This is a genomic window from Paraclostridium bifermentans, assembly GCF_019916025.1.
Lineage (GTDB): Bacteria > Bacillota > Clostridia > Peptostreptococcales > Peptostreptococcaceae > Paraclostridium > Paraclostridium bifermentans.
This window is the reverse complement of record NZ_CP079737.1, coordinates 2559503-2573583: the sequence shown is the minus strand read 5'-3', so window position 1 is coordinate 2573583 and position 14081 is coordinate 2559503. Positions and strand designations below refer to the sequence as shown.

The 14081-nt window shown below is 28.3% G+C and carries 11 protein-coding genes; 10 read left to right on the top strand and 1 reads right to left on the bottom strand.

Going from position 1 to position 14081, the window contains the following annotated elements; translation table 11 throughout:
- The first annotated feature begins 179 nt into the window (after positions 1-179).
- From KXZ80_RS12390 to KXZ80_RS12375, 4 genes are all read left to right on the top strand, one after another.
- Entirely contained in the window at positions 180-950 is a 771-nt protein-coding gene (locus KXZ80_RS12390) for an EFR1 family ferrodoxin (RefSeq protein ID WP_021433776.1), read from the top strand.
- 78 nt (positions 951-1028) lie between these two features.
- A complete protein-coding gene (locus KXZ80_RS12385) occupies positions 1029-3155 on the top strand; it encodes an adenosylcobalamin-dependent ribonucleoside-diphosphate reductase (protein WP_021433775.1) in 2127 nt (708 codons plus the stop codon).
- 92 nt (positions 3156-3247) lie between these two features.
- Positions 3248-4015: a ribonuclease HII gene (locus KXZ80_RS12380; RefSeq protein ID WP_021433774.1), complete on the top strand. Its 768-nt coding sequence runs from the start codon at positions 3248-3250 to the stop codon at positions 4013-4015.
- A 42-nt stretch (positions 4016-4057) separates the two neighbouring features.
- Positions 4058-5080: an alpha-hydroxy-acid oxidizing protein gene (locus KXZ80_RS12375; protein ID WP_021433773.1), complete on the top strand. Its 1023-nt coding sequence runs from the start codon at positions 4058-4060 to the stop codon at positions 5078-5080.
- A gap of 142 nt (positions 5081-5222) precedes the next feature.
- On the opposite strand, the gene KXZ80_RS12370 is transcribed toward KXZ80_RS12375, so the two are convergent.
- Positions 5223-6488, bottom strand: a complete 1266-nt coding sequence (locus KXZ80_RS12370; RefSeq protein ID WP_021433772.1) for a CapA family protein — start codon at positions 6486-6488, stop codon at positions 5223-5225.
- 152 nt (positions 6489-6640) lie between these two features.
- Here KXZ80_RS12370 and KXZ80_RS12365 point away from each other — a divergent pair, with 152 nt between their 5' ends.
- The 6 genes from KXZ80_RS12365 (at position 6641) to KXZ80_RS12340 (ending at position 14054) form a co-directional block, all read left to right on the top strand.
- Complete coding sequence (locus tag KXZ80_RS12365) at positions 6641-6985, top strand: YraN family protein (protein ID WP_021429588.1); 345 nt, start codon at positions 6641-6643, stop codon at positions 6983-6985.
- A gap of 24 nt (positions 6986-7009) precedes the next feature.
- Entirely contained in the window at positions 7010-8536 is a 1527-nt protein-coding gene (locus tag KXZ80_RS12360) for a YifB family Mg chelatase-like AAA ATPase (RefSeq protein WP_021433771.1), read from the top strand.
- 25 nt (positions 8537-8561) lie between these two features.
- The gene (dprA, locus tag KXZ80_RS12355) at positions 8562-9650 is read left to right on the top strand and encodes a DNA-processing protein DprA (RefSeq protein WP_021433770.1); all 1089 of its coding nucleotides are present in this window, start codon (positions 8562-8564) and stop codon (positions 9648-9650) included.
- A gap of 21 nt (positions 9651-9671) precedes the next feature.
- A complete protein-coding gene (gene topA, locus KXZ80_RS12350) occupies positions 9672-11765 on the top strand; it encodes a type I DNA topoisomerase (protein WP_021433769.1) in 2094 nt (697 codons plus the stop codon).
- 148 nt (positions 11766-11913) lie between these two features.
- Positions 11914-12696, top strand: coding sequence for a GTP-sensing pleiotropic transcriptional regulator CodY (gene codY / locus KXZ80_RS12345; protein ID WP_021429555.1), 783 nt, complete (start codon positions 11914-11916; stop codon positions 12694-12696).
- Positions 12697-12806: 110 nt separating this feature from the next.
- Complete coding sequence (locus KXZ80_RS12340) at positions 12807-14054, top strand: aminotransferase class I/II-fold pyridoxal phosphate-dependent enzyme (protein WP_021433768.1); 1248 nt, start codon at positions 12807-12809, stop codon at positions 14052-14054.
- Positions 14055-14081: the final 27 nt, after the last annotated feature.

Sequence of the window (14081 nt, the reverse complement as noted above, 5' to 3'; positions counted from 1 at the left end):
TAGTCAGTGTTAAAATATTTTTATAAATGGTAAAACTTACAATAAAAATAATGTTGCGTGCGCAACTAAAATATCTTATAATAATTTTAAGATAAATAGAGTGAATTTATGTTAAAACTTAAAACAAATCTTAAAGCTTATACACTATAAAAATAATTAAGATTTCAGGAGGAAAATAAATGAAAATTAATATATTACATTTTTCGGGAACAGGAAACACAAAATATGTAGCAGATTATTTAGGTGAAAAATTAGTTAATACTGGACATGATGTTAAGATTAATAGCATAGATACAAATCCTACTATAGATGAAGATGTAGAACTTTTAATTTTAGGAGGACCGATTTATGCAGGTAATGTACCTGAAAAAATGATAAGATGGATACTTAGAAATGTACAAGATAAAAATGTAAATTGCATAGTATACTCTACATCAGCAGGTCTTAAAAATGCTAATGGCGTTGATTCTTTAGCAAAAAAATTAGATAAAAAAGGATATAATGTTTTAGCTAAAGAAACGTACGTAATGCCTAGAAATTTTTACTTTGGAAAATATCCTAAAAATACGACACAAGAAGTACAGGATATGATAACAAATACAAATAAGCAAATAGATATTTTGGTTGATAGACTTAATAAAGGAAAATTATATTTAGCAGATAAAGAAAATAAAGGAGTTTTAGGAAAAGATTTATTAGCAGAAACTTTCTCAGTGATGGCTAAATTCATGGGAAAAAACTTCTCTGTAGATGAAGATTGTGTTAAGTGTGGAATATGTGTAAAGAATTGTCCAGAAAAAAATATAATATTTGATGATAAAAAGGAAATAAAATTCTTAAATAAGTGTATGTTATGTACAAGATGTATACACAATTGTCCTAAAAATGCTATAAATTATAAAAATAATAAATATGCACAATATAATTTAAACAAGTATATAAAAAAATAAATTATTTAATGTTTAATATAGCGTTCAAAAAGTGTATTTATATAAGAACGTTTATAATTTATAATTTGGAGGTATCGTATGAAAAAAATCATAAAAAGAGATGGAAGTATCGAAAAATTTAGTAAAGTAAAAATTGCAGATGCAGTTTATAAATCAACAATAAATAGTGAAAAAGGAATAGATAAAAATCTAGGAAATGAAATAGCAAATAAAGTTGAGGAAATTTTTGAAAACAGTGATAAGTCTTTAAATGTTGAAGAAATTCAAGACTTAGTAGAAGTATTACTTATGGAATCTAATAGAAAAGATGTAGCAAAACACTATATTTTATATAGAGAAAAAAGAGCTAATATAAGAAAAAAACCTTGGGATATGGATGAATTACAAAAATCTATATGGAAAAATAAATATAGATATAATAAAGAAAACTTTGATGAATGGATAAACAGAATATCTGCTAAAAATACTAGAATAGGAAAGCTAATAAGACAGAAAAAGTTTCTATTTGCAGGTAGAATTTTAGCTAATAGAGGATTATATAAAGATGGATTAAAAGTTACATACTCAAATTGCTACGTTTTAGAACCACCAAAAGATAATTTAGAAGATATATTTGATACAGCAAAAAAACTTGCAAGAACATTTAGTTATGGTGGTGGAGTTGGAATTGATATATCTAAATTAAGACCTAGAGGAGCTAAGGTTAATAATTCTGCTAAAAATACAACTGGGGCAGTTTCATTTATGGAATTATATAGTATGACTACAGGATTAATAGGTCAAAGAGGCAGACGTGGAGCGCTTATGATTTCAATGGAAGTAAGTCATCCAGATATAGAGGATTTTATAGATATAAAAACGGATTTAACTAAAATAACAAAAGCTAACATATCAGTGAGAATAAATGATGAGTTTATGAAAGCTGTTGAAAATAATGAAACTTATAGATGTGAATTTATAGTAGAAGGAAATAATGAACATGTTATAAAGGAAGTAGATGCTAAAAAGTTATTCATGAAATTATGTAAAAATAATTGGGACTATGCAGAACCAGGAATATTATTTTGGGATAATATAAAAAAACATCATTTTATGAGTGAAGATAAAGAATTTTCTTATTCGGGAGTAAATCCTTGTGCAGAAGAGCCATTACCAAGTGGGGGAAGTTGTTTACTAGGGTCTATAAATTTGGCTGAGTTTGTAATACAACCATTTGGGACAAGTGCTACGTTTGATAGTAATAAATTTAAAGCGTGTGTTAGAGAGTCTGTAATAGCTCTAAATCAAGTTTTAGATGAAGGGCTGGATTTACATCCATTACAAGAACAAAAGATAAGTGTTGATAAATATAGACAAATCGGATTAGGTGTTATGGGTATAGGGGATATGCTTATAAAAATGAATATGAGATATGGATCTGATAAATCAATAGATCTATGTAAATTCATAGCTAGGACAATGCTAAATGAAGCAGTTAAACAGTCGTCATTACTAGCAAAAGAATATGGTCCATTTAAAGAATATAAAAAAGAAGCTATTTTAAAATCTAAATTTTTCAATGATAATATAGATGATGATATAAAAGAATTAGTTAAATTATATGGACTTAGAAACTCTCAACTTCTAACTATACCACCTACTGGATCTATATCTACTATGTTAGGAATAAGTGGTGGAATTGAACCTATATTTAACATTTCGTATATAAGAAAAACTGAAAGTTTACATGATGAAGATGTATATTACAAAGTATATACTCCTATAGTAAAAGAATATATGGATTTAAAAAATATAACTGATGAAAAAGATTTACCTGATATATTTGTAACGGCTATGAATTTAGATTATGAAGATAGAATAAAAATGCAACAAGCATGGCAGCAATATATTGATGCATCAATTTCATCTACGATAAATCTTCCTTACGAAACAACAGTTGAAGATGTGTATGAGATTTATATTAAGGCTTGGAAACACTCCTTAAAAGGAGTAACTATATTTAGAGATGGATGTAAACGAAGTGGAGTACTTATAAATGAAAAACCTAAAGATGAAAAAGAGGAAAATGATTTAAAAGAAGAAATATGTGTAACTGAAGATGATAAAAATGAAAAATTCATATGCCCAGAGTGTGGAAATGAACAAATGGCAAATACAGGAGGATGTAGTATTTGCTTAAAGTGTGGATACAGTGGGTGTAATTAATAAAATTTAAAATTAAAGTGCTTAAATTTATATTAAGCACTTTAATTTTTTGATAAAATATAAAGTAAAGATAAAAAATAAGGAGACAAAAGATGAAAGATAAAAGTGTTAAGGAAATAAATGCAATTATTGACTCGATAAGCACAGATGAATATTTAAAGTATATAGACATTTTAAAGGATGACGATAGAAAATCAGTTAAAAATATAGCTATAAAATTAGCTAAAAAACTAGATAAAATAAGAGCGGAAAATGAAAGATTAGAGCTTATAAACACATTTGAAAATGAAGGATATGAAAACGGATATACATATATTGGAGGAATAGACGAAGCAGGTAGAGGTCCACTAGCAGGTCCTGTTGTTGCAGCTGTTGTAGTTTTTAAACCAGGAACTAAGATAGAGGGTATAAATGATTCTAAAAAGCTGAGTGAAGCTAAAAGAGATGAATTGTTTGACATAATAAGGGATCAAGCTCTTGACTATGGAATAGGAATAGTTCAAAGAGAAGAGATAGATGAATATAACATATTAAATGCAACATATATGGCGATGAAAAAAGCTATAAACTGTTTGAAGAAAGCACCAGATTATTTATTAGTTGATGCTGCACATGTTCCAGATGTGAGTATAGATCAAAAGTCTATTATTAAAGGAGACTCTAAATCTATATCTATAGCTGCAGCTAGTATATTAGCAAAGGTTACAAGGGATAGTATAATGTATGAATATGATAAAATGTATCCTGAGTACGGGTTTGCTTCTCATAAAGGATATGGAACTGACCAACATTATAAAGCTATTAGAGAGCATGGAATAATAACTATACACAGAAGAAGTTTTTTAAAAAATATATTATAGTGATATAATTTAATTATAAACTATGCTAAGGGAGAGGTTTTTATGGACTATAAAGAAATGTTGAAACAAGCAAGAGAAAATCTAAATGGAAGCTGTAGAGTTTGCAAAGTTTGTAATGGAGTAGTTTGTGCAAGTGAAGTTCCTGGAATGGGAGGAAAAGGGACTGGAAGTGCATTTATAGAAAACTATGAAAGCTTAGATAAAGTAAAATTAAATATGAGGGTTATTCATAATGTGAAAAATCCAGACACAAAGGTAGAGCTGTTTGGGAAAAAAATGAAAGCTCCTATATTTGCTGCGCCTATAACAGGCACAACACTTAATATGGGTGGTAAGTTAAGTGAAAGAGAATATATAACTAGTGTTGTAGATGGATGTTTAAAAAATGAAATTTATCCTATGGTAGGAGATACAGCAGTAGATGAATTTTTAATAGAAAACTTAAGAGTAATAAAAGAGTTTGATGGAAATGGAATAGTATTTATAAAGCCTTGGGAGAATTCAGATATAAAAAGAAAGATTAAATTAGCTGAAGAAGCTGGAGCATTTGCAGTAGGAGTAGATATAGATGCATGTGGACTAGTTACTTTATCTATGCATGGTAAAACTGTAGAACCAAAGTCAATTGATGCTATAAAGGATTTAAAAGCATCTACAAACCTACCTTTTATATTAAAAGGTATAATGACTAAGGAAGACGCTTTAATGGCAGTAGAAGCTGGTGTAGATGCTATAGTTGTATCTAACCATGGAGGTAGAGTTTTAGACCATACTCCAGGAGTATGCGATGTACTTGAAGATATAGCTTCAGCAGTTAAAGGTAAGGTTACTATACTTGCAGATGGAGGAGTTAGAACTGGGGTTGATGTGGTCAAAATGCTAGGACTTGGAGCAGATGGAATTTTAATAGGAAGACCATTTGTGACAGCTTCATTTGGTGGACTTAGTGAAGGTGTAGATATGTATGTTAAGAAGGTTATAAATGAAATTGAATCTACTATGATTTTAACAGGATGTCAAACTATAAAAGATATAGATGAGAAAGTAATATTTAAAAAAGCATAAATTAAAAAAGATATCTCAAAATAGCGTAGTATAAAAAGGTTAAAATATAAGGTTTGCTCCTAAAGCTGGAAAGATGCTTTAAAAGTCGCTAAACCTTATATTTTAACCTTTTACTATATTGTTTTATTTTGAAATAACTTTTTTATTTTGCTACATTTATAATGTCGGAAGAACCTATTATAGATGTAGTGTTATCGTATGATTTTTTTGCCTTATCAAGTGGCAAATTATCTATTTTAGAAAATTGTTTTTCGTTTATTAAAGGTATTATTTCATATGTAAGTTTACCATTTTTATTTTTATATTTATTAACCCATGTAGGTATGTATTCAACATTTGAAATTTTAGTTTCTCCGGTATTTAAGTTTTTATTTATGCCTATGTTGGCAATAACACCATCTTCAGTATATTTTTTATTTAAAATTTCATTTCTTTGATTGCTTAAGAAGTTTCCTAATGAATATATAACTAAAGTCTCATTATCATTTTCATCAGATTTTATCATTTCAATAGGTTGGACCATGTGAGGATGAGAACCTATGATTATATCAACTCCATAATCACATAATTTTTTAGCTAACTCTTTTTGAAACTCATTAGGTTGTCTTGTGTATTCGTCACCCCAGTGTAGTATAACAACTTGAAGATCAGATTCTTTATTATTCATAACATCTAAAGTATCTTTAATTTCATTAAAGGCTATATCTACATAACTTGAGTTGAAAATATTTAAATTATTAAGGTCATTATAATCTATATTCAATCCATTAAGTGCTGTAGTACTTCCGTATACTTGTCCATATGAGTAAGCTGTTATACCTAGTTTTACTCCATCAACATCTTTTATTAAAAAATTTTCGTCTTTATCATTTTTCTGAGTACCGACATGTTCTATATCTTTAGAATTTAAAACATCTAGTGTTCTATAAACTCCATCTGAACCCCTATCATATGTATGGTTATTTATTGTGGATACTATATCTACCCCACTATCTTTTATTGCATCAGCTAACTCATCAGGTGAATTGAATTTTGGAAATGAGCTGTACTTTGCCTTAGGACCAGCTAAAGTTGTCTCTAAATTTCCTATAGCTAAATCTGAATTAGATATATATGGTTTTACATATTTAAAGTTATTATTGAATGAATATGTATTAGTATCTTTATCAAACTGAGCTTTTAATTGATCATCATGAGCCATTATATCCCCTATTGCACTTATAGTTACATTTTTTACACTGCTATCATCATTTGCTATTTTTGTTGCACTAATTTCAAAAACCTTTCCTTTAAATATATTTACTGCTAAAAATGACATTATAAAAAATAAGCACAATGAAATTGCAGAAATTATAATAATTTCACTTTTCTTATTTTTTAGTTTCCTTTTCTTTGATGTTCTCTTCATATTTCCTCCAAATGCCCAAAATTAATATATATTAAATCATAATCTTATGAAAACTAATTATCAAGGCTTAAAAAGTTACATTTAAAAAATTGTATACTAAACAACAGTATTGACTATACTTTATAAAAAAATCAAAATAAAAGGTAATTTTTATGAATAATATACAAAAAGGTAGTTTAGGTGAAAAATTAGCAACAAATTATTTGAAATCTAAAGGAGCTTACATCTTAGAAAACAACTACAAATTAAAATTTGGAGAAATTGATATAATAGTAAAATTAAATGAAGAATTAGTATTTGTAGAAGTAAAAGCAAGAAGTAATATAAACTTTGGATATCCATCAGAAGCCGTAAATTACAAAAAGAAAATGAAGATAAAAAATGTTGCTAAATATTATATAGTTAAAAATAAATTAGAAAAAGTTCCAATAAGGTTTGATGTTATTGAAGTTTATTTGAAAAATAATGAAATAAACCATATTGAAAATGCTTTTTAATAGTAATAAAAAAGAGGTAATAAAATGTTAAGTATTATAAACTCAAGTACCTTGGTAGGTATTGAAGGAATAATAGTAGAGGTAGAAGTTGACATAACTAATGGAATACCAAGTTTCAATATTGTTGGATTAGCAGGAGCATCTATAAAAGAATCTAGAGAGCGGGTAAAGTCAGCGATATTAAATAGTGGATATAAATTTCCTAATTCAAGGATAGTGGTAAACTTATCTCCTGCAGATATGAAAAAAGAAGGAGCTTACTTCGATTTGCCTATATCCATAGGAATACTAAAAAATTTTATAAATGAAAGTGATAAATATTTAAATGAAAGCTTATTTATAGGAGAACTATCATTAGATGGAAAATTGAGAAAAGTAAAAGGTATTCTATCTTTAGTTATAAATGCTAAGAATAAGGGTATAAAGAGAGTGTTTTTACCTAAAGAAAATGAAAGAGAAGCTTTATTTATAAAAGAAATAGAAATAATACCTGTTGAAACATTGAAAGAGTGCATAGGATTTATAAATAAAGAAATAGATATAAAGAAAGAAAAAATAAAATTTATTCAAAGTAAAGAAAATTATGATGAAGATTTTTCAGATATAAAAGGAAACTATTTTGTAAAAAGAGGAGCAGAAATAGCAGCGGCAGGTAATCATAATTTTTTAATGATAGGACCTCCTGGATCAGGAAAGACTATGATTGCAAAAAGAATGATTACAATACTTTCAAGTATTAATGAAGAAGAAACACTGGAAGTAAGTAAGATATATAGTGCAGCAGGACTTTTAAAATCAGATGAAGGAATTGTTTTAAATAGACCATTTAGATCTCCGCATCATACTGCAACTAAACAAGCCTTAATAGGAGGTGGTGTTAATGCAAAACCTGGAGAGGTTGTACTATCACATAGAGGGATACTTTTCTTGGATGAGATAGCTGAATTTGATAGGAAAATATTAGAAACACTAAGGCAACCAATAGAAGATAAATATATAAATATATCAAGAGTAAAGATGAATTTAAAATATCCATGTAATAGCATGTTTATAGGAGCAATGAATCCATGCCCATGCGGATACTATATGTCAAATACAGAATGTAAATGCAGTACAAGCGATATAAATAGATATTTAGGTAAAATTTCAGGGCCTCTATTAGATAGATTTGATATGTTTATAGAAGTAAGCTCTATACCTTATGAGGAATTCAATAGTAATAAAAAAGAAGAGAGTTCAATAGACATAAAACTAAGAGTAGAAAATGCAAGGAAAATTCAAAAAGATAGATTTAAAAATGATGTTATAGATTTTAATAATGAGATTAAATCTTCTAAATTAAATTTATATTGTAGGTTAAATGATGAAGCTGAGGAAGTATTGAAGTTAATTTTTAATAAATATAGGCTAGGAAATAGGAGTTACACAAAGTTAATAAAAACTGCTAGGACTATAGCTGATTTAGATAATAAAAAATTAATTGAACAAAACCATGTGCTAGAGGCATTTTCATTTAGAAAAGCTTACTATAATTACTTTATGTATGAATAAATATGTTTTAATTTAGAGGTGAGTTATGAATAAGAAAGATATATACTTATGGTTATTGTCTATAGGAGGTATAGGAAATAAAACTATAGAAAAAATTGAAGACAGTGTAGATGATATAGAGGAGCTTATGGACCTACCTGATAAAGAGATACTAAAAATTGAAAATTTAAATTTAAATATTAAACAGAATATAGTAAAATATAAAAGTCGCGCTTATATAGATTCGCTAAAAGAGAAGTTATATAAGCATGAGGTAAGCTATATAGGAAAGAATGAGAGTACATACCCTTCTAAATTAAGACATATTTACAATGCTCCTAGTGTACTCTTTTACAAAGGAGATATAAATCAATTAAATAAGTTATCTTTAGCTATGGTAGGATCTAGAAAACCTACATCTTATGGAGTTTGGTGTGCTCAAAGTTTAAGTGAAGAATTGTCTAACTATAATATAAATATAGTAAGTGGTATGGCTATGGGCATAGATGAACATTCTCACAAAGGATGTATTAAAGGATCATCAAAGACTGTAGCTGTTCTAGGCTCAAGTGTAGAGAATCCACTTCCTAAGAAAAATTTTAACCTATCTAATAAAATATTAGAAGATGGAGGTCTTTTAGTATCAGAATACAATGTAGGACATCCAGTGGCTCCATCAAATTATCCAGCTAGAAACAGAATCATAAGTGGGTTAAGTGATGGGGTTATAGTAGTAGAGGCAACAAAGAAAAGTGGAGCATTAATAACTGTTGACTTTGCACTTGAACAGGGTAAAAACGTTTTTGCAATTCCAGGTAATATTAACTCAGACATGAGTAAAGGTTGCCATATGATAATAAAAGATGGTGCAAAGCTTGTTGATGATATAGAAGATATAATAAATGAATATAATTTTAAAAAATTTAACAAAATAGCTAATAATAGCAATAGCAATGCGTTAACATATGTACAGCAAAGCATTTTTGATATTATTAAAACAAAAGGAAGCTTGCATATAGATAGAATTTGTGATTATACTAATATGAATATACAAGATATAAATTGCATTTTAAATATGCTTGAAATAGAAGGTAAGATAATAGAAATGCGAAACAAGATATATAGTGTAAAATAAAAATTGTGGGGGTGTGGATATATGGCAAAAAGCTTAGTCATCGTTGAGTCGCCTGCAAAAGCTAAAACCATAGAAAAATTTTTAGGAAAAAGTCATTATACAGTAAAGGCATCTGTAGGGCATATAAGAGATTTACCTAAGAGTAAATTAGGAGTAGATATAGAGAACAATTTCGAGCCTCAGTATATAAACATAAGAGGTAAAGGGGATGTAATAAAGGAATTAAAGAAAGAAGCTAAAAAAGCAAAACAAGTTTTTCTAGCAACCGACCCCGATAGAGAAGGAGAAGCTATATCTTGGCATCTAGCACATATATTATCATTGGATGAGACTGAAAATTGTAGAATTGAATTCAATGAAATAACTAAAGATGCTATAAAAAAAGCTATAAAAAGTCCTAGAAATATTAAACTAGATTTAGTAGATGCACAGCAGGCAAGACGTGTTTTAGATAGATTATTAGGATACCAAATAAGTCCTATACTTTGGCAAAAAGTTAGAAAAGGGCTTAGTGCAGGTAGAGTTCAATCTGTTACAACAAAATTAATATGTGATAGAGAGAAAGAAATAGAAGCTTTTGATCCAAAAGAATATTGGACAATAGAATTAGATGCTAAAACAAAAGAAGGTAAGGAAGTTACCTTAAAATATTATGGAGAAAATGATAAAAAGGTAGAACTTGAAAACGAAGGTCAAGTAAATGAAATACTAGAAAAAATAAAAGGTAAAGATTTAACTGTACATAGTATAGAGTCAAAATCAAGAAGAAAATCAGCTCCTAAGCCATTTACAACAAGTATGTTGCAACAAGAAGCTGCAAATAAACTTGGTTTTACAACTAAGAAAACTATGATGGTAGCACAAGAATTATATGAAGGTGTAGAGATAGACGGAGAAGGAACTCTAGGTTTAATTTCATATATAAGAACTGATTCAAAGAGAATATCAGAAGAAGCTAAAGAAAAAGCCAAAGAATTTATATTAGAAGAATATAGTGATAAATATTATAAATTTGAAGAAAATAAAAAAGCTAAAACTGAGTCTAAAAAAGTTCAGGATGCTCATGAAGCCATAAGACCGACATCTGTAGATAGAACACCAAGCAGCATAAAAGCATCTCTAAGTAGAGATCAATATAAGTTATATGATTTAATATGGAGAAGATTTGTTGCAAGTCAGATGGAAGACTCAGTATTTGATACTTTAAATTTAACTTGTAAAGTAGATAATCTAATATTTAAGGCCACAGGGTCAACATTAAAATTTGATGGTTATACTAAAGTATATAACTTTACAGATAGAGAAGATAAAATTCTTCCAACTGTTTACGAAAAAGATTTATTATCATCAGAAGAAGTTAGACCTTCTCAACATTTTACTCAACCGCCAGCTAGATACACAGAAGCTAGTTTAGTAAAAACTTTAGAAGAACTAGGTATAGGAAGACCATCTACTTATGCACCAACAATAGCTACTATATTAAATAGAGAATATGTTGAAAAAAATGCATCTAGTTTATGCCCAACTGAGTTAGGGAAAATAGTTACTAATATATTAGAAGAAAACTTCCAAAAATTTGTTGATGTAGATTTTACAGCACAGATGGAAAATATGCTAGATGATGTTGCAGAGGGAGATACATACTGGAAAGAAGTTGTAGCAGATGTGTATGCACCATTAAAAGAGGCTATAGAAGTAGCGATTGAAAATATTGAAAAAGTAAACATGGATGAAGAAACTGATGAAATTTGTGAAAATTGTGGATCTAACATGGTTATAAAATATGGAAGATTTGGTAAGTTTATAGCTTGTAAGAATTATCCAGAATGTAAGACAACTAAACCACTAGTAAATAAGGTAGGGGTAAAATGCCCTAAATGTGGAAAAGGTGATATAATTCTTAGAAAATCAAAAAAAGGTAAGGCCTTTTATGGATGCTCAAATTATCCAGAGTGTGATTTTATATCATGGAATAAACCTACTGGAGAATTATGTAGTGAATGTAATTCATACTTAGTAGAGAAGGTAACAAAATCAGAAACTAAGGTAATTTGTTCTAATAAAGAGTGTAAAAAAGAGAAAAATTTAGAAAATAATGATAAAAGCAATGAATAATGTCAAATAATGTGTCTAAAACCAATTTATAGTATTGAAAAAGATTTGAAATTGTGATAATATGACAGTGCTAAAGTAAGAACGTTAAAATAATATAAATGTATTAAGGGTATAAAAGTGGCCAAACTTCATGAGGAGATGATAATAGATGGCAAGCGAAATGCTAGAAAAAACAAGAAAAATTAATAAAACATTACAAACTAGTGGTGGAAGTAATGTGTCATTTAATTTATTAGCTGAAGCATTAGGTGAAGTTTTAAGTTCGAATGCTTATGTTGTAAGTACTAAAGGTAAAATATTAGGTGTTTACCTTAATGTTGAAAAAGACAGCTCAGTTATAGAAGATGAAAAAACACATAAAAAGATGTTCCCAGAAGCATATTCAAAAAATATATTAAAAATAAACGAAACAAAAGAAAACTTAACTGGGACAGAAATGATAGAACTTCTTCCATACGAAGAAGATAGAAAAGAAAAATATTTAACAATAGTTCCAATATTATGTAGTGGACAAAGATTAGGGACATTAATACTTGCGAGATACGACCAAATGTTTACAGATGACGACTTAGTAATAGCAGAATATAGTGCAACAGTTATAGGTCTTGAAATATTAAGATCTATAGGTGAAGAGCTAGAAGAAGAAATGAGAAAGAAAGCTGTAGTTCAAATGGCTATAGGAACATTATCATATTCTGAATTAGAAGCTGTAGAGCATATATTCGAAGAATTAAGCGGAAGAGAAGGACTACTTGTTGCAAGTAAAATTGCAGATAGAGTTGGAATAACAAGATCTGTAATAGTAAATGCATTAAGAAAGTTTGAAAGTGCAGGGGTTATAGAATCTAGATCTCTAGGAATGAAAGGAACTCATATAAAAGTTCTTAACGACAAATTAATAGAAGAATTAGAAAAGTTAAAGTCTAATTAATTATAAAAAATAAGACATCCATAAGGATGTCTTATTTTTTTTTCATAAATAATCATTAAATCTAACTAATTGTAATATGTATTAATATACAAGTATTTAGGAGGGATTTAATGATTACGTCAATGGCGGCTAAACATGCTATTTGGCCAAAAGAAGAAGATATGATATTCAATTTATCTAAAAGGGCACAAATATGTGAAAAAGAAAATGGAAAAGAAAATGTTATAAATGCTACTATAGGAGCACTTATGGATGATAAGGGAAACCTTATAACGTTAAAGTCAGTTTATGATGAATATAAAAACTTAGACAACAAACAAATAGCGGCATACGCTCAAATTGCAGGGCAAAGCGACTATATAGAAGCAGTAAAAAAAGCTTGTTTTAAAGAATATATGCCAAACAGCAATATAAGAGTAGTTGCATCTCCAGGAGGATCTGGATCTATAAAGTTAGCAGTTTTTAATTATACAGAAAAACAAGAAACTATACTTGTACCAGATTGGTATTGGGGACCATATAAAATTATTTGTGAAGAGATAAATAGAAATATTACAAACTATGAATTATTTAATAAAGAAGGCAATTTTAATTTTGAATCATTTAAAGATCAATTTATAAATTTATCACAAAAACAAGATAGAATTTTTTCTATATTTAATACGCCAGCTCATAATCCAACTGGATATACAGTTTCTGATGAAGAGTGGGACAAAATATTAAATTTATGTAAGCAAACTGTAAAAGATACAAATAAAAAAATAACTTTATTTGTAGATATATCATATATAGATTTTTCAGGTAAAGGATCTAATGATACTAGAAGATTTTTCAAAAAGTTTGAAAACCTACCTGAAAATATATTGGTAATTATAGGGTTTAGTATGTCAAAAGGATATACAGCATATGGAATGAGAAGTGGGGCTTGCTTATGTGTATCTAGTAATAAAGATATAGCTGATGAATTTTATTACTCATGTTCACATTCTGCAAGAGCAAATTGGTCAAATTGCAATAGAGGGGCTATGGAGTTATTAACAACAATTATAAATGATGAAGAAAAGCTAAAAAGATATGAAGATGAAAAAAATTCATATAAATCAGTTTTAAAAGAAAGAGCTAAAGTATTTGTAGATGAAGCCAGAGATATAGGGTTAAATATACTTCCATATAGAGATGGATTCTTTGTAAGTATACCTTGTAAAAATCCTATGAAAGTATGTGAAAAAGCAATAGAAAGTAATTTATATACTATACCGTTAAAAATGGGAGTAAGATTTGCTGTATGTGCTGTAAATAAAGAAAAGTGTAAGATTGCACCTAGAATTTTAAAAGAAGCAATTGACTTAGTTGATTAAATTTAAAGTAGAAAAACTTAAAGATTA